Origin of the sequence: Flagellimonas pacifica (assembly GCF_900215465.1) — a bacterium.
Classification (GTDB): domain Bacteria; phylum Bacteroidota; class Bacteroidia; order Flavobacteriales; family Flavobacteriaceae; genus Flagellimonas; species Flagellimonas pacifica.
In genome coordinates this window covers 861443-883393 of record NZ_OBEH01000001.1, presented here as the reverse complement: position 1 = coordinate 883393, position 21951 = coordinate 861443, and the positions used below count along the sequence as shown (strand labels likewise).

Below are 21951 nucleotides of genomic sequence, written 5' to 3'. Positions count from 1 at the left end.
CTTCTTCAATATTATTTTAAATATTTAGGGGCTTTAGGTAATTTTTCAAAGTCCCTTTTGGCATGTTGTAAATATACTTTTGCTTCCTCTTCTTCGGCAAAATCCTCAAAAGCTTCCATACTTTCCTTGGTCTGCTCAACATCACTGTTAAAACTCGGCACTCTTTGGTACTCTCTGTTTTCATAGAAATGATATAAATCCCCTGAAAGGAGCAACGGACCATGTTCTGGCATATCCAAATACAATACTTGGTGGCCTGGAGTGTGGCCTGGCATAAATTTTATAACTACGCTCCCATCCCCAAAAACATCATAATCGCCATTGATTTTTTTAATGTTGGTCAAACTTTTAATGGCATTGTAATATTCTGTTCTTCTTTTTTTGGCTTCACCACTGGCCACATATTCATATTCAGCTTCCTGCACTATCCATGTGGAACCGGCAAATACATTGGCATGTCCGGTGTGATCAAAATGGGTGTGGGAGAGGGAAATAAAGTCAATATCTTCCAATTTCATCCCAATACTTGCCAATTGGTTAATTACAGAATCTTTTCTAGAAATGGTAAAAGCAAGATCTGGAGGTGTAAAAGCCTCTGGCAATCCAACTAACCATTCCGGAAGGCCTGCATCCCACATTAGATTCCCTTTGGGATGACTAATAACGTAAAAGGGGTCGGCAAATTCTTTGGATTGACCTGTATAAGTGTTGTCCTGTGAAAAGAGTTCCAGTTTGTTGGCCACAACTGTCCCGCCGCTAAACGTATACAACTTAATCTCTGGTTTAGGTAGTTCCGGTCCTTTTTTTGACTGCTTACAACTTGTTATTGCTGCTAGAGCTAAAGTGAATAGTATTAGTCTTTTCATTTTATTGTTTTTGGGCACATTTCTCATTGTCTTTGTCAGGGCAACAATTTTTACCCAACTGACCCCTCTAGGCTTATTTCCAATAATTTTTGCGCCTCTACGGCAAATTCCATAGGAAGTTTGTTCAACACTTCCTTGCTAAATCCGTTTACAATAAGGGCAATGGCCTTTTCCGTATCTATGCCTCGTTGGTTGCAATAGAAAATTTGATCCTCGCCAATTTTACTGGTTGTGGCCTCATGTTCTATCTGGGCTGATTTGTTTTTTGCTTCGATATATGGAAAGGTATGTGCACCGCATCGGTTACCCATCAACAATGAATCACATTGTGAAAAGTTCCGTGCATTTTCCGCCCTACTGTTTACTTGCACCAATCCTCGGTAGCTGTTTTGGGATTGCCCAGCAGAAATTCCTTTGGAAATGATTGTACTCTTGGTGTTCTTACCCAGGTGAATCATTTTAGTTCCAGTATCTGCTTGTTGAAAATTGTTGGTAACCGCAATGGAATAAAACTCACCTACGGAGTTATTTCCTTTCAAAATACAGGAAGGGTATTTCCAAGTTACGGCCGAACCGGTCTCAACCTGGGTCCAAGAAATTTTGGAATTTGTCTCGCACAAACCTCGTTTTGTCACAAAATTATATACACCGCCTTTTCCTTCTTTGTCTCCAGGGAACCAATTCTGAACCGTTGAATATTTGATTTCCGCATCATCTAAGGCAATAAGTTCTACAACAGCGGCATGCAATTGATTTTCATCTCTTGATGGGGCAGTGCACCCTTCCAAATAGCTCACATAACTACTTTCATCTGCAATGACCAACGTGCGTTCAAACTGACCCGTGCCTCCTTCATTAATTCTAAAATATGTAGATAATTCCATAGGACAACGTACTCCTTTAGGAATATAACAGAAAGAACCATCTGTAAATACAGCTGAGTTTAAAGCTGCATAAAAGTTATCCGTTTTTGGAACAACGGTTCCCATATATTTTTTTACCAATTCTGGATGTTCCTGAATGGCTTCTGAAATAGGCATGAAGATAATTCCTTTTTCTGCCAGTGTTTTTTTGAAGGTTGTAGCCACAGAAACAGAATCCACTACAATATCAACCGCAACATTTTGCAATCTCTTTTGCTCATCAACGGAAATGCCCAATTTTCTGTACATTTCCAGCAAATCTGGATCTACATCTTCCAAAGATTTATTGGGGTCTGCCGCTTTTGGTGCAGAATAGTAACTTATTGCCTGAAAATCAGGTTTTTCATAATGGACATTTGCCCACTCTGGTTCTTCCATTTTTTCCCAAATACGAAAAGCATCCAAACGCCATTCCGTCATCCATTCCGGTTCGTTCTTTTTCTTGGAAATAGCACGAACAATATCCTCGTTTAATCCCTTTGGAAAAGTATCCGATTCAATATTTGTATAGAAACCATATTCATACTCCTTGGTTTCCAGTTCTTTTTTTAATTCTTCCTCTGTATAAGCCATACTTTTTCAATTCGTCAATGACCAATGGCCAATTAACAATTTATAATGAAAAACTCTCTCCGCAACCGCAGGTTCGTTGTGCATTTGGATTGTTGAAAACGAATCCTTTTCCATTCAATCCTCCAGAATATTCCAAAGTGGTGCCCACTAGATATAAAAAGCTTTTTTTATCAACAATGATACGTACTGCATTATCCTCAAAAACTTTATCCGTATCTGAAGCAGTTTTATCAAAATTCAGTTCATAAGATAATCCACTGCATCCGCCACTTTTTACGCCTACACGAACAAAGTCTGTAGTTGCATCAAAGCCCTCTTCTGTCATCAAAGTCACCACTCTTTTCTTGGCTGTTTCTGAAACTTTAATCATTCTTACTTGGATTTAGTCTAAATAGCTTACAAATATATGGTATAAGTAGGGTTTTACCATATTTCCTAACATTATAATAACGAATGGTTCAATAGGGGTTGTCTATGGAAGAAAAGTGCTATTTAATTTTGATGACCACAAGATCGGTCATCCCCTTAGGTTCAGTGCCGGCAAAATCCTCGCTGGCGGTTTCACCAACCAAAATTAGACTTCCTTCTTTGTTTTGAATAGCATCAAAACCATAGTCCAAACCAGAACCACCAAATGTTTTTTGATATTCAACGTTTCCTTGGTCATCAGTTTTGATTACCCAGAGGTCATTTTCTCCTTGGTTTTCTGTTGCATCACCATCTGAACTTTTGGAATTTCCGGCAATAACAAAACCTCCATCAGCTGTTAATCCAATTCCTCTTGCGGCATCAAAAGCAGTACCACCATAAGTCTTTTCCCAAATCAGATTTCCATTATCATCAATTTTGATAAGCCAAACATCGGATTCGCCGTTATTCTTTGAAATATCGACATCCGTACTAAAAGTATTTCCTGTAATTAAGTATCCATCATCTTTGGATTTTACAATATCATATGCTTTGTCAATTCCACTACCTCCAAAAGATTTCTCCCAAAGCAATTCCCCTTTATCACTTACTTTGATTACCCAAAAATCATAACTTCCATTTGAATTTTTAATATCAAAATCATTGCTTTCTGAGGCTCCTGTCAACAAAAAAGAACCATCATTTGCCTGAACCACTGCAAAGGAGCGGTCATTGTTGGTGCCTCCAAAGTACCTTCGCCATTGTAGGTTTCCATCAGCATCAAGTTTTGTTCCCCAGAATTCCCCCACGCCATGGCGAGTGAGATAGTTTCCCTTTCCATCATTTCCACTTCCTCCGGAGGAGGTCACATCTAAAAATCCTGAAAAGAAAAACCCGCCATCAGCTGTCTGGATCACATCATAAGAATGATCGTGACCAGAAAAGCCAAAACTCTTTTCCCATAAAATATTTCCACTGGTATCCAATCGTAAAATCCAACTGTCATGAAAACCTTCATTGTTGCTTCCATCTCCATCGTTACTCATGGCATAGCCAACAATGGCATAGCCTCCGTCTGTGGTTTGAACCACAGACTGTCCACGATCGTCCTTACTCCCACCATAGGTTTTGCTCCATTGCAGGTTTCCTTCGGCATCCAATTTCAACAGCCAATAATCGTTCACATTAGTTGTCTTTTCAGCTATATCTCCATCAGTGCTATTGCTAAATCCCAAAACTGCATAACCTCCATCTGTGGTTTGAATGATTTTTTGAGCTGTATCTTCCCCCGAGCCTCCAAAATTTTTGATCCAATCCACTTCGCCCAAAAAAGTAACTTCTTGCATCTGGTCCATTGGCTCATCATCCGTATTGCATGACCAAACCAAAGCCACCATAAAAAGCCCAAATACCCTTTTCATAATCTTCCTTCTTTAATTGGATTTTTGAATTACAAATAGCCCTGAGTTGATGTCATTTAAAATGATTTTCCCACTTTGGAAAAATGGATATACACTCCAAACACCATTGAAGCCAGCAGTATCGTCCGCAGGGTAGGAGTCAAAAAATGCTTTCTCCGTAACATTCTCGTTGGCAATATCTGAAATATCCAACACACGCATGCCTGCAGTATAGTTGGCCAAGAAAAATTCATCCCCAAGAACATATCCGTTATGATCAATTGCACTTGTTGGCCCCAAATAAGTAGTATGCAAAACGGGATTGTCCAAATCCATTAAATCAAAAACAAGGGTTCTTGAATTAAACCCAAAATCGGTTTCGTCCAGTTCGTCCCCCAAAATGAAAAATCGTTGATCTTCGGTAAACCACCCCTGATGGGTGTATCCAATATTACTATAAACCAAAGTTTGTATTCCTGTGGGATTGGATTTGTCTGTAATGTCCACAATGGCAATTTGATTTTCATTGGCACCAATGAAAATCTCACGCCCCGTATAATCTGTATCTGGACCGTCATAAGTCACCACTTGCGCATCATGAGTATATCCGTTTGCACCATAACCTCCTACTCCATTTGGACTGGTTGTATTTTGGATATCTACAAAATGAACCCCTCCATTGAAAGCGTCATTTCTGGCTGTTCCAACAACATAGGCAAAACCCATTTCCTCATTAATCACAACATTATGTGCATTTCCAAATCCCGTATACCTGGCATCTGCTGCAAATTCCTCTGGTGGATTTGCAACATCCCTCAATCTTTTTAAATCAAAGATTTGCATGCCGTGATCCGTAGCTTCGGCTACAATAAAAGCATAATCGCCATATACTTTAACATCCCTCCAAGTACTGGAGGTCGTAGCAGTTGGTAATTTTCCTAAGTAGATTGGATTTTCAGTATTTGAAATATCAACAAAAGCAGTTCCATTGTCAAAACCAATTATAGCATATTCGTTGTTGGTAGTTGAATCTGTCCATCCCCAAATATCATTTCCAGCGGCAGCTGCAAAAGATGTTAAATCCATTTGAAATAGCAGGTCATACCCGTTGCAAGGGTAAATGGATGCCATTCCGTTTTGGCATGGAGTACTCCCTCTTACCACCAGACCGGTTCCAAGCTGAACTCCATTTTCAAAGTTGTTGTCTCCGGAATTGCTGTCGGTTCCATTGTCACTCGAGCATCCAAAAACTGCAAAAGCAATGAGAAGCATTAACGGTGTAGGTTTCAACATTCTATAGCAATTTTAAGTTTCTATTAAAGATACAATTTATAATTATCCTGTTTATTTTTGCCAAATGATCGAAGACAAGAATCCACAACGGACAGCATTGGAAAATTTAGGTGAATTTGGCTTGATAAAGCATTTGACCCAACATTTTGAACTAAATCATGAATCTTCACTTAAAGGTATTGGTGATGATGCAGCAGTACTGGATTTTAAAAACAAGAAGGCGATTGTCTCCACAGACATGTTGGTGGAAGGTGTACATTTTGACCTTAGCTACATGCCACTAAAGCACTTGGGCTATAAATCTGTGATTGTAAACCTGTCCGATATCTATGCCATGAATGCAACGGCTACCCAAGTAACAGTCTCCATAGCTGTTTCCAACAGGTTTCCTTTAGAAGCGCTTGAAGAATTTTATGAGGGAGTCGCCATGGCTTGTAAAATGTATAACGTTGATTTGGTTGGTGGTGATACCACATCATCTGCAAAAGGAATGATCATTAGCATTACAGCAATTGGTGTTGCAGAAGAAGCTGACATTGTATACCGTTGCGATGCAAAACCAAATGACCTTTTAGTGGTAACTGGAGATTTGGGAGGAGCCTATTTGGGTCTTCAAGTTTTAGACAGAGAGAAAGAGGTCTTTAAAGTAAACCCCAATAACCAACCCGATCTAGAGCCCTACTCTTATATTGTAGAGCGACAACTTAAGCCGGAAGCTAGAAAAGACATTGTTGAATTATTGGAAAAGTTGGAAGTAAAACCCACTTCCATGATAGATATTAGTGATGGATTGTCTTCAGAGATTCTACACTTATGCAATCAAAGTGAAGTAGGGTGTAATCTTTTTGAGGATAAAATCCCCTTGGATCCAACGGTCATATCTGCTTCGGAAGAGTTTAAAATGGATTCTACCATGATCGCTTTGAGCGGTGGTGAAGATTATGAACTGTTGTTTACCATTGACCAAAAAGATTTTGACAAAATTAAGGGCAATCCCAACTTGACCGTAATTGGTCATATTGCTCCAGAAGAGGAAGGTGTACATTTAATTACAAGGGCAAATACGAAAATCGCTCTTACCGCACAGGGATGGAACTCCTTTACTTCATAAAAAAATCCCGAAAGCCAAGAGCATTGCCAATATGCGGTCTTGGGGCACTGGACTGCATAGGACTGTTTGCTTACTTGATTCCGGGATAAGCTTGAAAATTTGTAAGTAAAATGGTCAGATTAGGCCACGTGCTGTACGTGCCTGTTCTGCCTCTTGCGATACATATCTTCCAAAGTACTGTTGATGTCCTGCATTTGTGGGGTCAAGGCAGAAAGTTTACCACTAACATCTGTGGTAACTTCTTTTTGACAATGCAAACACTTGTATTCTTTGATGTGTTCTGTCACCCTTTTGGACACTACATAATGATGTCCAAATAAGTTGCAGAAGAAAGAAGAAAATTTGTTGCCATGTTGGGTAGTAGATGTTTTCATAAGTTGGGTTTTGTCTTGGGGGAAGCATTGGTTACGATTTGGGGATCGAAGAATGCTAAAACATTATACTGTAATTTTATTTTATACGATTAATATTTTAGAATTTGGACTTACTTATGCAACGCCTGTTAATAACTTTTTATTTTACTTGCTGATTTGGGAAGGTGTTTTTTCGATGAAATGCATGCTCATCGACCAAAAGTTGGATTCCTTCGCCGAAATACAACATCGAAATATAATATTTTGATTTATTTTAACAAAAAATTATTAACAATATATGAGTAAAAAAAATATCGCCATAACCGCTTTTGCACTTTTCTCCCTGTTCTTTGGCGCAGGAAATTTAATTCTACCTCCACAATTAGGTTTTAAATCTGGTGACTTATGGTGGTTAGTTGCCTTTGGATTTTGTCTCTCTGCCGTCCTTATACCCATATTGGGTATTTTGGCGCATGCAAAATTACAAGGCACTATGTTCGATTTTGCAAAAAAGGTCTCTCCAACCTTCAGTTTGATATATTGTTATATTGTGTATGCCATATCCATAGCATTGCCGTCTCCAAGAACAGCATCGGTTACACATGAAATGGCCATACAGCCCATTTGGAATTCATCATACTTACTTACAAGTATCATTTATTTTGCCTTAGTCTATGTTTTTGTAGTTAACCGCTCCAAAATCTTGGATGTTGTGGGCAAGTTTCTAACACCAGGAATTTTAATTGTTCTACTACTGATAATAGGTGCCACCATTTTTAATATTGATTTTATCTTTGGTCCAACCCAGTTCAAAAGCCCATTTAGTCATGGTGTTTTGGAAGGTTACCAAACTTTTGACGCTATTGGTGCGGTTGTAGTTGGTGGGGTTATAATTATTTCCATCAATATAAAGGAAAATTCAGCTTCCTATGAGGTTAAAAAAGGTTTAATCAGAAAAGCAGGTTGGTTTGCCGGGTTGGGCCTTTTCCTAATCTATGCAGGACTCATTTTTACAGGAGCATTGTTCCATGATTCTTTTGATTCCAGTATTTCCCGAACTGGACTTTTAAGTGCAATCAGCACAGAGACACTAGGGAACACAGCCAATTTAGGGTTGAGCATTTTGGTTGGCCTTGCTTGTTTTACCACTGCGGTTGGCATTATAACCGGAACAGCAGATTTTATAAAGGGTAGATTTAACGATTCTCCCTTGGCCTATCAAATCACAGCTATTGTTGGGTGTGTTTTGGGTGTATTAATGGGGCAGTTTAACGTGGGTTACATTATAGCTGTGGCCATTCCTGCCCTCATGTTTATTTACCCCATAACCATTGTTTTGATTCTACTGAACGTAGTTCCCGACACATATGCTTCTCCCAAAATTTTTAAATGGGTAGTAACGGCAACTGTGCTTTTTAGTATCCCAGATTTTTTGGTCAGTATTGGCCATGGAGATTCAACTACTGCTTTTACATCATGGATTCCCTTAAGGGAGTATCATATGGGATGGGTATTGCCAGCTTTGATAGTTTTTACTATTGTCAACTTGGTACAGCACAAAAGAAGGTGATTGGCATTAGCATGACACTTATTGCGCACTATCAATAGAATAAATATTTTATGCGCAATATTACATTATGATGTGCCACAGAATAATAAATAAGAATACTGCTGATATAAAACAACAGCCCACCAATTTTCCATCATCAATTGTCTTCAACTTTTTATGATACTTGATAGCATTTTTTTGAATTAAAAAATAGCCTTTACAAGTATAATTGGGAGCTGACATTATCCAATTCTCAGCACAAGAGTTACACTGATAGTAGTTTTCGAAGTTGAATATATTTAAATCATCTTCAATATCAAATACCGTGACTTTCCCAACACTCACCTTCTCTAACAGCTCAAATTCAAATTCTTCAAAATCTGATTGAGATTCGAATTTGAGTATTTCATTCAAAAAACAATCCTTGCACATTATAAATCGCCATATTCAGTGTAAAATACTTTTGTTTATTGTTCAATGAATAATCATCATTGAACATCAAAACTCGCAGATTTTGTCATACAAGCCACCTCTCAATTGATGAATTGTATATATGGAATGACCACACCTTATTTATAATTGATAAACCTTGACCGTACACAGCTAACACAAGTTAAATGTATCTCTGCAGAAAACCCTATCTAGAATGAATATTGCTACCACCTTAGTGGTTTTGTGTTGGGGAATTTAATACAACAAAAAAGAGGGTGATTTATATGATACTTGTTGGTTAGGAATACTGCCCAACGCTTTTGTTTTAAAAGTCGGAATAATTATAGTCATATTCTGATTTGAATTTGGCACTAACCACAAATTCTTTTTTAGAAGATACTTGCATCAATTTTATATACAAACTCCCTTTTACTAAAAGGACATTGTTTCTAATTCCCTTTCCATTAGAAATTTCGGTGAATTCTTCAGCTCCGTTAACTTGTTCTATCGATTCAATATTGAATTTGTTTTTTTCATTAGGGATTACGGCAAAATCAAAAGGTATAAATTGAGATAATAACTCCTTATCCAATTCTCCATATTCTTCAACAACTTTTTTATATACATTTATTGTTGATGCCTTACAATAGAACATATCCTCTTTGTTGTTCTCAAAAAAATCTTGGTCGCTTTCAATCCCTTTTATGTTGTAACTCCCCAATTTTAACTCAGCCGGAAGTGTCTTTTTGGTCCAACTAAAGTTTAATTCAGCATCCTTTTCGCCAAATGCACTTGCGGGGAAACTAAAATTGAACTCATTTACCAAGCCTGTGACACTCATACCCGCTCCTTTAAAAATGCAACCCACTCCTTTCATTTCTTGACCATTTATTTGAATTTTGAGGAAGGTATCTGATTGACCCTCTACGTTATCATAAACACTCTCATCTATTGTTTTATTTGATGTTAATGGTTCACCATCTTTTGAAATTTCAGAATTGTTTTTACATGAAACATTTGCAAATAAAATAGCAAGTAGGATAAATAGTTTTTTCATTATTGAAAGTTTTAAAGGGTTAATTTTATTGGTTACCGCGTGAATTTCAAAAGCTCGTTCAAAAAAACCAATACTAAATTGATGAATCAGCCATATGGAGATACAGAGCTGTATTTACATTTGATATAGCAAGAAGGAGGTTACTTTTGTTTTTATTGAATATCGCCATTACAACTCTCCCAATAATCTTTGAAACTCTGAATTTCCATAACATTTAATCCAAATTGGATCCTTAACTACCCTCCATGGTTCATGCCCTTTTTCAGCAACGGCAATCTTGAGTTCTTTAATGGCTTCTGGTATTTTGTTCTGCAATAGGTTATTTATTGCCAACCCCACATAAGACCATTCATAATTTGGGTCATGCTCTATCACTTGGTTGAACAGTTTTTTAGATTCATCATACTTCCCCAAATATGCATAAGACAAACCAAGATTGCTCAACGAAGGCAGCCAGCCTTCTTTTAGAGAGCGTGATTTTTCAAAGCATTGCCGGGCCAATTCAAAGTCCTTGTTCTCTAAAGCAAGGCACCCTTTCATATTTTCAATATAATAACTGTTGCACTCTATTTTTTTGAACCATTCATTAAAATTCACAAAATCTTCCATTTCCAAATAGAAAAGTGAAACAGCATAAAGGATAGGGTTACACTTGGGAATAAGGGACAGTATTTTATTTGCTTCACCAAGTGCATAATCAAACTCCCACTTAAAAATTTCGTTATCCAGTAATTTGCGCTTGTTTTCTTGAAATTCCAGATGTGTGAATTCCTTTAATGTGGAATATAGGGCCCAATGGAATTGATCTGTACAAGATTTAAGGAGATCGTTCACTCTTACAACGGGAGCTTCTTCATTTAAAATTTTCTCCAAACCCGAAACTCTGTAGCCTTCACCTTTTTCCTTTGCCACTATCAAAGCTTCCATAACATCCAAATGACCGCTATTATTAATAGGGTCTTCCCAAGTTTTTATTTTGTTCAAAATCTGCCTGGCCTTTTTTAAGTCGTGCATGTCGATATAGTAACGTATGCTATGTTGGTTCTCTTCTTCTAAACGATTATCCAGCCATTCTTCAATAAATGATAAAAAATCAGAAGATACCGGTCCCATGCCTCCATCCCTACAGTTCCATACTTCGCCTTTGTGTTTACCATTCAGCACAAGGTGAAAGTTTATTCCACAACCTGACTCTCCAATGAACAGGGTTCCATCCGTTTCTTCATCCTCTCCCTTTAAATCATATATATAATCATCCATTTGGTCATCCTCGTTCACCAATTTGGCCCAGAGAAGGTCATTCTTATCCTTCTCAAAACATTGCTCATATGATGGGTCACCTTCTTCCCAATCAGCATAATAATTTTCCCTTGTACCACACCTCAACCAGGTCCCGTGCAAAGGGAAAGGTTTTTGAATATCTTTTATACTGGATTTTAAAATACTCAACTGTAAGGAGAATAAAGGGTAATAGGTAGGCCCTAGGCCCCCGTTTCCAATTTTATTCAAAAAAGATTTGTATTCTACTGGCAAATCAAGGTTATAGAATTGTTCTATACGCCCAATATTAGCCGTAGATATTGAAGGAGGATTCCAATTTAAGTGGTATGACCCAGCATTATGTTGAGGAAGATCATAAATAGCTAGATACTTTTCCAATTTCTTTTTGATGCGTTCAGCCCTCTTATCGTCCATTGTATTTGAGTTATCAATAAATGAACTTCGGAAATATTGATTTAATCATCTATGCCAAATTGACGAAAGTGCTTTCTGGATTTACAAACTCTAAAACTGACTTGGCGACAGTCTATATGAAAAAGCAATAGCCCCTTCAAATTTTTATGGAGAATAGCCTCCAAGGGTTGGCAGATGATATTTGCAAACAGACAAATCCGCCCTTTTAATTAATCAAGACCCTCTCTTTTTTTTATTGTAATAATAAATGGCGTAGGCAATGCCTGCCAAAATCACAAACGGAAGATATGATCCAATAACCACCCCAATTTCATAGGCGCTGTCCGGAGCCTCTTTCATTTTCTCCTCAATATCAGGCTGTTGAATTAAAAATAAAATTGGTTTCATTTTATATTCCATTTATTGCTCATTAATATAGCCCTAATTTAACACAAATTACAAAGCGGCTTTAGGAAAACCCAAGCCGCTTTTCAATCTTATTTTGAATCCAGAATCATTGTCTATTCAACATGTGTGAATATTTTATTGACAATAATCCATTTGCCATTAATTTTGGCCATGGATAGATAATCATAATAATTATATCCCGAGAAAGGTAGATGTACTTTTGCCATGGCCACCTTGCCTAAAATGTCAAGTCCAATAATATTCATATTGAACTTCTCTTTCAGGTTACTAGGGCTTTTTCTGCTTTTTACTCCTTCAATATATTCATATTTACTTTTTAGATAATCTTCACCTTTAATATCTCCGTAAAGGTATAAGTTGTTATGGAAGCACTTTTCAAGTTTATCAACTTCCCCATTATAAACACCTTTAAAGTAACTGGTTATCAACAACTCTATTTCCAATCTATTCTCCTTATACATTATCCTATTTTTTTAAATTGAATGGCCTATAGTATGCCCTCCTGCTACATTAATGGTTTCTCCCGTTACAAAATCTGAGGTGGCCAGATAATGAGCAGCTTCGGCTACTTCTTGAGCTTCACCAATCCTGTTCAATAAATGAAGCCCTGATAAACTATCTACATCTTCAATACCCATTTTTCCCTGTAATGGGCTTCTAATAATTCCTGGAGCAATAGTGTTCACCTTAATATTGTCTTTCCCAAATTCAGCCGCCAACTGTCTGGTTAAAGCATGAATGGCTCCCTTGCTGGTCAATGGGGCGGTAGCAGGAAAACCACCTATGGCATGATCTACTAAAACGGTTCCGATGTTGATAACGGAACCTCCTTGCTGTTTCACCATTTGTGGAATAACCGCTTGGGACGTAAAATATGTTCCCAAAAGATTTATTTTCCAAAAGCATTCTAAATCTGATTTAGTTACTTCAAGAAAAGGTTTAGGTGAAAAAACTCCTGCATTGTTGATTAAGACATCAATCCTTCCAAACTTTTCAAGAGCCAAGGCAGCCAATTGTTTTCCTGTTTCTGGTTTACTTACATCTCCAGCAAAACAAATTGCGTTTGATGGAGAGCCAAAAGCTTTATATGTGTCTTTAAGGTTCTCTTCATTTGAAGAGTTCATCACCAAATTATAGCCTTTATCCAAAAAATATTTGGCTGTTTCTTTGCCAATCCCTGTTGATGCCCCAGTAATAATTATCGTTCTGTTTTTCATCATTCTAACTTTTCGTTCCCTTATATTGTTTTCCGTTATGCCCCCAATTTCCCATGGGCACCTCATCAATAACCACGTGAGTAGTTTGTGCATTCTTGTTTAGAATGTCCACTAGCAATTGTGTTACCCCTTCAATCAATTGTCTTTTTTGCGCTGTAGTTACCTGTTCATCAGTAACCTTAATGTTTACATATGGCATATTTTTATTTTTAAATTACCATACAAAGATCCAGTAGAGCAAAAAAGATAGAAAGGAGATATATCACAGATTCAATGTGATATAAGTCACATCGAGGAAATAAAATTTGAAGAAGTATTAGGAGGATAATCTACTCAGGGTTTCTCTGGAAACGCCTAGGTAAGCAGCTATCAACTTTTTGGGAACACGTTGAAAAAGTTTCGGGTATTCTTCCAAAAGAAGATTGTAGCGTTCTTTTGCTGAGTTTTTTAAAAGGGATAATATTCTTTTTTGTAGCGCTATTCTGCCGTATTTGCTTTTTTTGGCCCAAAAGCGCTCCATTTTATGCATTTGGGCAGTTAATTTCTCTCGATTTTCATAGGAAATGTACAAGAGGTCACAATCTTCAAGGCAATCAATCGCTATTTTTGATGGTGTTTTCTTAATGAAGGATTCATAATCTGTAATCCACCAATTTTCCATTCCAAACTGGAGTATATGTTCTTTTCCATTATCGTCAAAAAAACAACTCTTCAAACACCCCTTGATCACCCAATATTCTCTGTTTACAAAATCACCTTCTTGGACAATGTATTGGTGTTTGCGCTTTTTTACTTGTTCAAAATGACTCAGAACAACATCAAATTCCGTATCGGTTAAGTGAACTAACTCCTCAATATGTTGTCTTAGTGGATGCATTACTAGTTCATCAACTCCTCGATTTCTTCTGCTTCAATAGGAATGTTCTGCATTAAGTTAAGGGGCTCTCCACTTTCTTGAATGACCACATCATCCTCCAAACGCACACCAAATCCTTCATCTGGAATATAAATTCCGGGTTCTACCGTAAATACCATATTAGCCTTCATGGGGGTTTTTAACTCACCATAATCGTGAGTATCCAGCCCAATATGGTGGCTTGTGCCATGCATGAAGTACTTTTTATAAGCTGGCCAATTAGCATTCTCATTTTGAACATCGGCCTTGTCCAACAAGTTCAATCCCAATAATTCTGAAGTCATAATCTTGCCCACTTCTTTGTGGTATTCAGCCCAAATAACTCCTGGCACCAACATTTTGGTTGCTTCGTTCTTCACTCTAAACACCGCATTATAAACTGCTCTTTGTCGATCTGTGAATTTTCCGTTTGCGGGAATGGTACGAGTCATATCACTGGCATAATTGGCATATTCCGCTGCCAAATCCATCAAAATCAAATCCCCATCTTTTACTTGTTGATTATTTTCAATATAATGCAGTACGTTGGCATTGTTCCCTGCTGCAATAATTGGGGTGTAAGCAAAACCTTTGGAACGGTTCCGAACAAATTCGTGCAAAAACTCTGCCTCCATTTCATATTCCCAAACACCAGGTTTTGTAAACTCCAAAATTCTTCTGAATCCTTTTTCGGTAATATCACAAGCTCGCTGCATCAAAGCAATTTCTTCAGGTTCTTTTACCCCTCTAATATGTTGAAGTATTGGATTACTTTTTGCCCATTGATGTGCCGGAAAGTCTTTTTTGCATTTTTCAATAAAACGATCTTCGCGGGTTTGAGTTACCACTGCTTGGCGATAATGCTCATTGGTGTTGAAATAAATGGTATCGGCTTCTGTCATCAAATCAAAAAAGACCTTATCAAAATCCGTCAACCAATAAATAGTTTCAATGCCTGAAACTTCGGTGGCTTGTTCTTTGGTAAGCTTTGCTCCTTCCCAAACAGCAATATGCTCATTAGTCTCCCTAACAAATAAAATTTCATGGTGCTTTTTGTCCATCGCATCCGGAAAAAGCAACAATATGGTTTCTTCTTGATCTGCTCCGCTCAAATACAAAGTATCCCGATGCTGTTCAAAAGGCATGGTGCTGTCCGCACTAATTGGATAAATATCATTGGAATTGAATACCGCAATGCTCTTGGGCTTCATTTGCGCCATAAACTTTTTGCGATTTTTAATAAAAAGTTGATTTTCGATTTGATGGTATTTCATGAACTCTTCTATTTGTTTCAAATGTAAAAATTTGATAATCGGCTACAAACAAAAAAGGAGCCATAATGGCCCCTTTCATAATTTGTATAATTTGTTTACTTGGATATAGCTCCTTTAATAGCACCAATAATAGCCATTATAACGCCACCACCAACACCGCCTCCGGCAATGCTTCCAAGAATTCCAGTTACATCCATTCCGCCATCGGTGCCAAGGCCAAGCATACCCAAAAGATATCCTCCAAGGCCGCCACCAAGGATTCCCGAAATGGAATTACCCAATGTTCCCAAGTTGAGTTTAGGCAATAATTTTGCAGCTAGGTTCCCGCCTAAGGCCCCCGAAATTAGTTGAATAATCAACGGTAAGTACTCTTCCATATTTATAGTTTAAATGGTTAATTCGCAGAAAATAAGCATTTTTTTATGAATACGATAAAATTAACCTTAACAAATTTTCATTTTGACAGCATTTATACTTAAGTGATTCCATTTTCATAGTTTGTTCCTGCCATTTCTTATTCATACCTTGACCAAAAGAATAAAATGAAGTTGGAAGAAGCTAAAAATGGGAAAACTGAATTCAAAAAAGAATGATGAGATACTTTTTATGGTTTTTTCTGCTTATTCAATATTCGCTCTTTGCACAAGAACGACCGCAGCTATTCTTTCGTGAGGATTTTAAGGAAACCCCTGCAGAAATACCGGTTGGTCAAAATCATATCAACAATACGGATGTGGTCATCAAATTATATGGTGAAGACTCTGGTCAAATCAAAAAAAGCCATCATGACACCCCAAAAGATGACCCTCATTATGTATGGTCGGGTTTGTGCAGAAGTACTTGGGTGGTCACCCTCAAACACCGTTCAAAACAGGTTGATCTTTCTGAATTTGGAAAGATTAAATGGCGGTCCAAACAATCTGGTTTTCGGCACCTTCGCATAGTGCTCAAACTTGCTGATGGCACTTGGTTGGTCAGTGATGTTTCTGATGGACCATCAACAGATTGGAGAGTTCGAGAATTCAATATTTCTGATATTAAATGGAAGGTTTTAGATATGCAGCTGATTGCTGAAACAAAACCAATACAAAACCCGGATTTGACCAAGGTAGAAGCAATTGGTTGGACAGACCTAATGATTGGGGGCAACTCGGATGCCTGTTCCAGATTGGATTGGATTGAAGTCTACGGTTTTGCCATGGATGAATAAAAGAGCAAGAAATAGTATCATCTGTACGCTTCTTTCTTTATATTTTTAGCTTAGAAAAAATTGACCGCCACATTAGGTTTTAAATAGGCCTATATGAAAGACAACATACACCAACCAACATTTTCAACACCAATGCAAACCAAAAGAAGAAACCGTATTAAATCCATTGACATGCTGCGCGGACTGGTCATGATCATTATGGCTTTGGATCACGTTCGAGATTATTTTCATTTTGACGCCTACTTTTTTGACCCAGCTGACATGACCAAAACCAATGTAACCTTGTTTTGGACTCGATTTGTAACTCATTTTTGTGCCCCTGTATTTGTTTTTCTGGCCGGAACCTCTGCCTTTTTTGTAGGACAGCGAAGAGACAAGAAATCATTATCCGTTTGGCTGTTAAAACGGGGCGTTTGGTTAGTGATTGCAGAACTTACCATCATTAAACTGGCATGGATGTTCAAATTGGATTACTCCTCCATTGTACTTCAAGTGATTTGGGTATTGGGTATAAGTATGATTTTTTTGGCTGGATTCATCCATTTACCCAAAAAGCTGATGATAGGGCTGTGTTTCGTTGCAATATTCGGACATAATCTACTTGATTCCATTTCACCAGAGAATCCTGTGATATCTGGTATCTGGACTTTTCTACACGTATTCAACTTAGTAGATTTAGGAAGCTTCCAAGTATTTGTGGGTTATCCTCTGATTCCTTGGATATTTGTAATGCCTCTTGGGTACTATTTTGGAGAACTCTATAAATCCTCAGTTGACCCAAAAACCAGAGTCAAGCGGTTGTTCCAGATGGGATTGGCAATTACTTTGCTATTTTTTGTGCTTCGCGCTATAAACATTTATGGAGATTTAGTTCCATGGTCCAACCAAAATTCCATAGGAATGACAGTAGCTTCTTTTTTTAATGTTGCCAAATATCCTCCTTCCTTGCTTTATCTACTAATTACTTTGGGACCATCAATTGTGTTTTTAGCATTGGCAGAAAACTGGCAAAATTGGTTGACGGAAAAAATGGTAGTCATAGGCCGTGTACCCATGTTTTTTTATATTGTGCATTTATATGTAATTCATTTTTTCGGAGTAATTGCCGCCATGCTTACCGGTTTTGGTTTTTCTGATATGGTCATCGACCTATGGGTAACTTTGCAACCTCAGCTACAAGGGTATGGTTTTAATCTTTGGGTTGTATATGTTGTTTGGATTGTCCTTACAATTGCTCTGTACCCTTTATGCAATTGGTACAATAACTACAAAACCAATCATAGAGAAAAATGGTGGCTTAGCTATTTGTAATCTGCTTGATCAAATTATAATTGATTCAAATTCCTTTTATGAAAAGGAATAAAGTTCAAGAATTTATACCTTTACAAGTTCTTAGCTGCCTTTTAGGCCTAAAATTCATCATTCAGGTTATTTGATCATGCAAAGTGTAAAGGAAATAGAATTCTTCCAGAACATCCGAGAAATCCGAGAGTGTGAATTTGGTGTTTTCTATTTTTTCGATGGTCTTGTTATTTCTGAAATCAAGGAGGGGGTTGTATTTAACTGGGCCATGGCTGAAAAAATCATTGCTATTGCTTATGAAATTATAGGAAAGGATGAACCCATAGCCTATATTTCCAATAGAATTAACAACTACTCTGTGGTCCCTTCCGATTGGCTAAAATTTTATACCCATAGACACCATCTTGAGCTTTATTCCGTAGTGAGCAATACTAAAAGTGGATTCGCCAGTCTTCTTCTGGAAAAGATGTTTTTCAGGAACAATATTCAACAGTTTCCAAATCTTGAAAGTGCCATTGAATGGAGTATGAAAAAAATCGAGAGCAAAAAAGATATGGTTCAATAACCAGGTAGATCTTTACATCTTTTTAAGGCTTATCTTTCTAAACTTAATGGTTCCTGTCCCCATCGCCTGAAGTCCTATATGACCTTCCACTAAGGTATCTTTTTCTATACTTGAAGTAAGCACATTGTTTACATATACCTTAATGTTTCCATCTTCAGTAATGGCCTTATAGGTATTCCAAACATTCAGGGTTTCTACAATCTCATATGGTTTTACTTTGGTAACGATAGATCCTGTTCTAAAATCTTGGTTGGGGTGCAAGTCCCAAATATTAAGTTCATGACAATCTGTTGCTGACATTTCTGGTTTGGCACATTGTACAAAAACCCCAGAATTGATAGTACTATCGGGCTGAAACTCTAAACTCAGTTCAAAATTCCGGTATTTATCATGGGTTATCACAAAACCTGAAGTACTATCAGCCTTTCCAATAAGTTCATTATTTACAAATTCCCACTTAGAATCACCGTCAGTAAACCAAGTATCACTGTTTTCTTCAAAAAGGGATGTTTCTTGGTTTTTTTCACTCTTACATCCAACATTGAAAAGGAGGCAGACTCCCATTAAAAGAGCTCCTACAAATACGATTGATTTTTTCATTTATTTAAATTTATTGGTTCTATGCTTCCTATATGAAAAAGGGCATCGCCCTGATTTACCACAGCTTGGTTGTTGATACAAAATACATGTCCGTTAAAAGGAGCCTTAATCTTCTTGTTCTTTTTTGCGTAGGTGTCTGCGACCAAACCCAACAACTGTCCTTTCACAACCCGCTCCCCATTTTTTATTTCCGGAACAAACATTCCTGCTCTGGGGGCGCGAATCCATCTGGTGCGCTCTAAATGGATTGGAGTTTTTTGTTTTTCAACCTTGTTTTTGCCTAGCATTCCAAATTTTTCCAACACATTGCGGATGCCTTTTATTCCTTTTTCAATAGCATTATCATCAAACCTCATGCTCTCTCCAGCCTCATACACAATAGTAGGAATTCCCATTTTAAGGGTTGTTTTTCTAAATGATCCATTAATCAATCTCGATGCAAAATAGAATGGGGCATTAAAGGCTTCAGCTAATTCCCTGCTCTTAGCATCTTCTGCAGAATATCTCACTTGAGGAAAATTATGTCTTTGACTTCCTCCGGTATGCAAGTCGATACCAAAATTGACCTGCGGCAAAATTTCAGAGGTGTACGTATATGCTATCCTACTGGCAAGTGAACCGGACTTCGTTCCTGGAAAACTACGATTTACATCCTTTCCATCTGGGACATCCCTTGAAAAATGGATAAATCCGAAAATATTCAAGATGGGGACGACTATTACAGCGCCTTTCTTAACATTAAATGAGTTTTCTTGAAGCATGCGTCTAAGTGTTTCAACACCATTGATTTCATCACCATGTAATCCAGCTTGCACCAAAACTGTTGGCCCTGCCTTTTTCCCGTTAAAAATATGAACAGGAATATCTATAAGGGTTCCTGTAGGTAATCGGGAAATTCCTATGCGGACCAATCTATTTTGCCCAGCAGAAATGGCTTCGCCATTTATGTTTATTGTATTATTTTCTGCCTCTACGCCCATTTTTCTCCACAAATTGAATAATATGCTTGGCAACATTAACTCCAGATGCCGCCTCAATACCTTGAAGTCCAGGAGAAGCGTTAACCTCGATCAGGACCGGGCCTTTTTTGGAACGCATCAAATCCACCCCGGCCACACCCAGACCTAAATACTTAGTTGCATTTAAGGCAATGTATTGTTCTTTGGCAGTAGGTTTAATTGCTTCTGTCTCCGCTCCACGGTGCACATTGGATCTAAAATCATCCAAATCACTGATCCTTTTCATACTGGCAACAACTTTATTGCCCACTACAATGATTCTGATATCCTCTCCATTTGCCTCTTCAATATATTTTTGAAGAAGAATGCTGGTATCCATTTTATAAAAAGTATCAATTATAGATTTGGCAGATTTATTGCTCTCCGCCAAAATAACCCCACTTCCATGGGTTCCCTCCTGTAATTTGATGATTACGGGTGGGCCTCCCAACAGCTTAATCTGTTCTCCTATATTGTTAGGGTTGATGGAAAAAAGTGTTTCAGGGATTGGAATTCCTTTTCGAGCCATAATCTGTAGTGTTCTTACTTTGTTTCTGGCCCGCATTATTCCCAATGATCTTGCCGTGCTGAAAACATTGTTCATTTCAAACTGTTTCACAATGGCTGCTCCATGTCTGGTGACCTTGGCTCCAATTCTTGGGATAACGGCATCAAATTCATTTGTAACATCTTCTTCTCCCAAATAAATTTGAGGTTTTTCATCACCCAGTTTTACGGAGCATTTAGTGTGATCAATAAGCTCTACATAATGGCCTGCATTTTGTGCCTCTTCAGCAATACGCCGTGTAGAATGCACGTTCAGGCTAACCGATAAAATTGCAATATCCATACCCAACAGGGTCAAGTTAAATATTAAGTAGTAATATCGGACAAAAATTATGATTTAGTTGAAAAACCTCATCAATATTCCAACAAATCAACAAGTTAACTATGGTTAAAAATTACCTTTCTAATTCTGAAAGTCAAAGTTCCGCTTTTAAGCAGGACTTTCTTTATGATTATAATTTAATCTGTTTTTATGGCCTAACACCCGGGCTAGCCTAAAATCAATCTAAATAACCCACTTTACAAGGTTCAATGCTTGTTAAAAACTTGATCGTGCCGTAAATTTGTAAGTAAAACCAGCACTAATGAGTGGATTGATAAAATCTTCGATTGCCCGTAAAGTAGTGATGGCACTTTCGGGACTTTTTCTAGTAATTTTTCTTGTTTTACACGTCACCATCAATTTAGCATCTGTTATTTCTCCAGATTTTTTTAATGAGGCATCACATTTTATGGGGTACAATGTTTTGGTACAGTACCTTATGCAACCCATCTTGGTTATAGGTGTGATTGTTCATTTTGTAATGGGTTTTGTTCTTGAAATTCAAAATAAAAATGCCAGAGGTATCAGTTATGTAAAATATAAAGGAAGTGCTAATGCGCCATGGGTATCCAGAAACATGATTTATTCTGGGCTTGTAATTTTAGCCTTTTTAGGGCTTCATTTTTATGATTTCTGGATTCATGAAATGACTTATAAATATATTGAGGTAAACCCAGAGAACCCTGCACGTTATTATGCCGAAACCGTGGAAAAATTTGCACCATTTTGGCGCACTATCATTTACGTAATTTCATTTGTGCTGCTGAGCTTGCATTTATGGCACGGCTTTTCTTCATCGCTTCAAAGCATGGGAGTCAATAACAAGTATACCCCTGCTTTAAAAACATTTACAAAATTATTCGCTGTGGTGGTTCCGTTAGCATTTGCTTTTATCGCTTTGTACCATCATCTTAACCCAATAACACATTAATT

General features: G+C 37.6%; 24 protein-coding genes. 6 read left to right on the top strand and 18 right to left on the bottom strand.

The genetic code is table 11. The features are described from left to right. Positions 1-11: 11 nt before the first annotated feature. The 5 genes from CRO15_RS03925 to CRO15_RS03905 all read right to left on the bottom strand — a co-directional run bounded on the left by CRO15_RS03925 (position 12) and on the right by CRO15_RS03905 (position 5463). Positions 12-866: an N-acyl homoserine lactonase family protein gene (locus CRO15_RS03925; protein WP_097044838.1), complete on the bottom strand. Its 855-nt coding sequence runs from the start codon at positions 864-866 to the stop codon at positions 12-14. A 50-nt stretch (positions 867-916) separates the two neighbouring features. Further along, the gene (sufB, locus tag CRO15_RS03920; protein ID WP_097044457.1) at positions 917-2362 is read right to left on the bottom strand and encodes a Fe-S cluster assembly protein SufB; all 1446 of its coding nucleotides are present in this window, start codon (positions 2360-2362) and stop codon (positions 917-919) included. Between the two features lie 40 nt (positions 2363-2402). Further along, positions 2403-2732, bottom strand: a complete 330-nt coding sequence (locus CRO15_RS03915) for a HesB/IscA family protein (protein ID WP_097044456.1) — start codon at positions 2730-2732, stop codon at positions 2403-2405. 118 nt (positions 2733-2850) lie between these two features. Further along, positions 2851-4191, bottom strand: coding sequence for a hypothetical protein (locus CRO15_RS03910; RefSeq protein ID WP_097044455.1), 1341 nt, complete (start codon positions 4189-4191; stop codon positions 2851-2853). Between the two features lie 12 nt (positions 4192-4203). Then, positions 4204-5463 carry a choice-of-anchor B family protein gene (locus CRO15_RS03905; RefSeq protein ID WP_097044454.1) on the bottom strand — a complete coding sequence of 420 codons (1260 nt, stop codon included), beginning with the start codon at positions 5461-5463 and terminating at the stop codon, positions 4204-4206. Positions 5464-5527: 64 nt separating this feature from the next. Here CRO15_RS03905 and thiL point away from each other — a divergent pair, with 64 nt between their 5' ends. Then, on the top strand, positions 5528-6574 hold the full coding sequence (thiL, locus tag CRO15_RS03900) for a thiamine-phosphate kinase (protein ID WP_097044453.1): 1047 nt from the start codon (positions 5528-5530) through the stop codon (positions 6572-6574). 119 nt (positions 6575-6693) lie between these two features. Here the strand turns inward: thiL and CRO15_RS03895 are convergent, their stop codons facing one another. Then, the gene (locus CRO15_RS03895; protein WP_097044452.1) at positions 6694-6948 is read right to left on the bottom strand and encodes a hypothetical protein; all 255 of its coding nucleotides are present in this window, start codon (positions 6946-6948) and stop codon (positions 6694-6696) included. 277 nt (positions 6949-7225) lie between these two features. On the opposite strand from CRO15_RS03895, the gene brnQ reads away from it, so the two are divergent. Beyond that, a complete protein-coding gene (gene brnQ, locus CRO15_RS03885) occupies positions 7226-8497 on the top strand; it encodes a branched-chain amino acid transport system II carrier protein (protein WP_097044450.1) in 1272 nt (423 codons plus the stop codon). Between the two features lie 736 nt (positions 8498-9233). On the opposite strand, the gene CRO15_RS03875 is transcribed toward brnQ, so the two are convergent. The 9 genes from CRO15_RS03875 to CRO15_RS03835 all read right to left on the bottom strand — a co-directional run bounded on the left by CRO15_RS03875 (position 9234) and on the right by CRO15_RS03835 (position 15831). After that, the gene (locus CRO15_RS03875; protein ID WP_097044448.1) at positions 9234-9965 is read right to left on the bottom strand and encodes a hypothetical protein; all 732 of its coding nucleotides are present in this window, start codon (positions 9963-9965) and stop codon (positions 9234-9236) included. A 168-nt stretch (positions 9966-10133) separates the two neighbouring features. Then, positions 10134-11660 carry a tetratricopeptide repeat protein gene (locus CRO15_RS03870; RefSeq protein ID WP_097044447.1) on the bottom strand — a complete coding sequence of 509 codons (1527 nt, stop codon included), beginning with the start codon at positions 11658-11660 and terminating at the stop codon, positions 10134-10136. 213 nt (positions 11661-11873) lie between these two features. Beyond that, a complete protein-coding gene (locus CRO15_RS19700; RefSeq protein ID WP_165769908.1) occupies positions 11874-12047 on the bottom strand; it encodes a hypothetical protein in 174 nt (57 codons plus the stop codon). A 113-nt stretch (positions 12048-12160) separates the two neighbouring features. Then, positions 12161-12529 (bottom strand): nuclear transport factor 2 family protein, encoded by a 369-nt coding sequence (locus CRO15_RS03860; protein ID WP_097044445.1) that lies wholly within the window; start codon positions 12527-12529, stop codon positions 12161-12163. A gap of 12 nt (positions 12530-12541) precedes the next feature. Then, entirely contained in the window at positions 12542-13288 is a 747-nt protein-coding gene (locus CRO15_RS03855; RefSeq protein ID WP_243396894.1) for an SDR family NAD(P)-dependent oxidoreductase, read from the bottom strand. 1 nt (position 13289) lies between these two features. Beyond that, a complete protein-coding gene (locus CRO15_RS03850; protein ID WP_097044444.1) occupies positions 13290-13484 on the bottom strand; it encodes a tautomerase family protein in 195 nt (64 codons plus the stop codon). A 117-nt stretch (positions 13485-13601) separates the two neighbouring features. Continuing rightward, positions 13602-14162 (bottom strand): Crp/Fnr family transcriptional regulator, encoded by a 561-nt coding sequence (locus tag CRO15_RS03845; RefSeq protein ID WP_097044443.1) that lies wholly within the window; start codon positions 14160-14162, stop codon positions 13602-13604. Between the two features lie 2 nt (positions 14163-14164). Next, positions 14165-15454: an aminopeptidase P family protein gene (locus CRO15_RS03840; protein ID WP_097044442.1), complete on the bottom strand. Its 1290-nt coding sequence runs from the start codon at positions 15452-15454 to the stop codon at positions 14165-14167. Between the two features lie 95 nt (positions 15455-15549). Next, complete coding sequence (locus CRO15_RS03835; protein WP_097044441.1) at positions 15550-15831, bottom strand: hypothetical protein; 282 nt, start codon at positions 15829-15831, stop codon at positions 15550-15552. 215 nt (positions 15832-16046) lie between these two features. Here CRO15_RS03835 and CRO15_RS03830 point away from each other — a divergent pair, with 215 nt between their 5' ends. From CRO15_RS03830 to CRO15_RS03820, 3 genes are all read left to right on the top strand, one after another. After that, the gene (locus CRO15_RS03830; RefSeq protein ID WP_097044440.1) at positions 16047-16664 is read left to right on the top strand and encodes a hypothetical protein; all 618 of its coding nucleotides are present in this window, start codon (positions 16047-16049) and stop codon (positions 16662-16664) included. 93 nt (positions 16665-16757) lie between these two features. Next, positions 16758-17975, top strand: coding sequence for an acetyltransferase domain-containing protein (locus CRO15_RS03825; RefSeq protein WP_243396893.1), 1218 nt, complete (start codon positions 16758-16760; stop codon positions 17973-17975). 127 nt (positions 17976-18102) lie between these two features. Further along, positions 18103-18531: a hypothetical protein gene (locus CRO15_RS03820; protein WP_097044439.1), complete on the top strand. Its 429-nt coding sequence runs from the start codon at positions 18103-18105 to the stop codon at positions 18529-18531. Positions 18532-18543: 12 nt separating this feature from the next. Here the strand turns inward: CRO15_RS03820 and CRO15_RS03815 are convergent, their stop codons facing one another. From CRO15_RS03815 to CRO15_RS03805, 3 genes are read right to left on the bottom strand one after another with little or no spacing between them, the layout of a single operon-like run. Next, complete coding sequence (locus tag CRO15_RS03815) at positions 18544-19131, bottom strand: 3-keto-disaccharide hydrolase (protein ID WP_097044438.1); 588 nt, start codon at positions 19129-19131, stop codon at positions 18544-18546. Further along, entirely contained in the window at positions 19128-20111 is a 984-nt protein-coding gene (locus tag CRO15_RS03810; RefSeq protein WP_097044437.1) for a succinylglutamate desuccinylase/aspartoacylase family protein, read from the bottom strand. Before CRO15_RS03810 ends, CRO15_RS03815 begins: the two co-directional genes overlap by 4 nt. Further along, positions 20089-20979, bottom strand: coding sequence for a RimK family alpha-L-glutamate ligase (locus CRO15_RS03805; RefSeq protein WP_097044835.1), 891 nt, complete (start codon positions 20977-20979; stop codon positions 20089-20091). Before CRO15_RS03805 ends, CRO15_RS03810 begins: the two co-directional genes overlap by 23 nt. Before the next feature lie 301 nt (positions 20980-21280). Here CRO15_RS03805 and CRO15_RS03800 point away from each other — a divergent pair, with 301 nt between their 5' ends. After that, positions 21281-21949: a succinate dehydrogenase cytochrome b subunit gene (locus CRO15_RS03800; RefSeq protein ID WP_097044436.1), complete on the top strand. Its 669-nt coding sequence runs from the start codon at positions 21281-21283 to the stop codon at positions 21947-21949. The last annotated feature ends 2 nt before the right edge of the window (positions 21950-21951 follow it).

Excerpts from the sequence above, each read along its gene's own strand:
- CRO15_RS03855 (WP_243396894.1), bottom strand. The coding sequence starts at position 13,288 with ATGATGAAAAACAGAACGATAATTATTACTGGGGCATCAACAGGGATT.
- thiL (WP_097044453.1), top strand. The coding sequence starts at position 5,528 with ATGATCGAAGACAAGAATCCACAACGGACAGCATTGGAAAATTTAGGT.
- CRO15_RS03825 (WP_243396893.1), top strand. The coding sequence starts at position 16,758 with ATGAAAGACAACATACACCAACCAACATTTTCAACACCAATGCAAACC.
- CRO15_RS03810 (WP_097044437.1), bottom strand. The coding sequence starts at position 20,111 with ATGGGCGTAGAGGCAGAAAATAATACAATAAACATAAATGGCGAAGCC.
- CRO15_RS03895 (WP_097044452.1), bottom strand. The coding sequence starts at position 6,948 with ATGAAAACATCTACTACCCAACATGGCAACAAATTTTCTTCTTTCTTC.
- CRO15_RS03850 (WP_097044444.1), bottom strand. The coding sequence starts at position 13,484 with ATGCCATATGTAAACATTAAGGTTACTGATGAACAGGTAACTACAGCG.
- CRO15_RS03835 (WP_097044441.1), bottom strand. The coding sequence starts at position 15,831 with ATGGAAGAGTACTTACCGTTGATTATTCAACTAATTTCGGGGGCCTTA.
- CRO15_RS03845 (WP_097044443.1), bottom strand. The coding sequence starts at position 14,162 with ATGCATCCACTAAGACAACATATTGAGGAGTTAGTTCACTTAACCGAT.
- CRO15_RS03915 (WP_097044456.1), bottom strand. The coding sequence starts at position 2,732 with ATGATTAAAGTTTCAGAAACAGCCAAGAAAAGAGTGGTGACTTTGATG.
- CRO15_RS03815 (WP_097044438.1), bottom strand. The coding sequence starts at position 19,131 with ATGAAAAAATCAATCGTATTTGTAGGAGCTCTTTTAATGGGAGTCTGC.
- CRO15_RS03910 (WP_097044455.1), bottom strand. The coding sequence starts at position 4,191 with ATGAAAAGGGTATTTGGGCTTTTTATGGTGGCTTTGGTTTGGTCATGC.
- CRO15_RS03830 (WP_097044440.1), top strand. The coding sequence starts at position 16,047 with ATGAGATACTTTTTATGGTTTTTTCTGCTTATTCAATATTCGCTCTTT.
- CRO15_RS03875 (WP_097044448.1), bottom strand. The coding sequence starts at position 9,965 with ATGAAAAAACTATTTATCCTACTTGCTATTTTATTTGCAAATGTTTCA.
- CRO15_RS03800 (WP_097044436.1), top strand. The coding sequence starts at position 21,281 with ATGAGTGGATTGATAAAATCTTCGATTGCCCGTAAAGTAGTGATGGCA.
- CRO15_RS03820 (WP_097044439.1), top strand. The coding sequence starts at position 18,103 with ATGCAAAGTGTAAAGGAAATAGAATTCTTCCAGAACATCCGAGAAATC.
- CRO15_RS03905 (WP_097044454.1), bottom strand. The coding sequence starts at position 5,463 with ATGTTGAAACCTACACCGTTAATGCTTCTCATTGCTTTTGCAGTTTTT.
- CRO15_RS03805 (WP_097044835.1), bottom strand. The coding sequence starts at position 20,979 with ATGGATATTGCAATTTTATCGGTTAGCCTGAACGTGCATTCTACACGG.
- CRO15_RS19700 (WP_165769908.1), bottom strand. The coding sequence starts at position 12,047 with ATGAAACCAATTTTATTTTTAATTCAACAGCCTGATATTGAGGAGAAA.
- CRO15_RS03840 (WP_097044442.1), bottom strand. The coding sequence starts at position 15,454 with ATGAAATACCATCAAATCGAAAATCAACTTTTTATTAAAAATCGCAAA.
- CRO15_RS03870 (WP_097044447.1), bottom strand. The coding sequence starts at position 11,660 with ATGGACGATAAGAGGGCTGAACGCATCAAAAAGAAATTGGAAAAGTAT.
- CRO15_RS03925 (WP_097044838.1), bottom strand. The coding sequence starts at position 866 with ATGAAAAGACTAATACTATTCACTTTAGCTCTAGCAGCAATAACAAGT.
- brnQ (WP_097044450.1), top strand. The coding sequence starts at position 7,226 with ATGAGTAAAAAAAATATCGCCATAACCGCTTTTGCACTTTTCTCCCTG.
- sufB (WP_097044457.1), bottom strand. The coding sequence starts at position 2,362 with ATGGCTTATACAGAGGAAGAATTAAAAAAAGAACTGGAAACCAAGGAG.
- CRO15_RS03860 (WP_097044445.1), bottom strand. The coding sequence starts at position 12,529 with ATGTATAAGGAGAATAGATTGGAAATAGAGTTGTTGATAACCAGTTAC.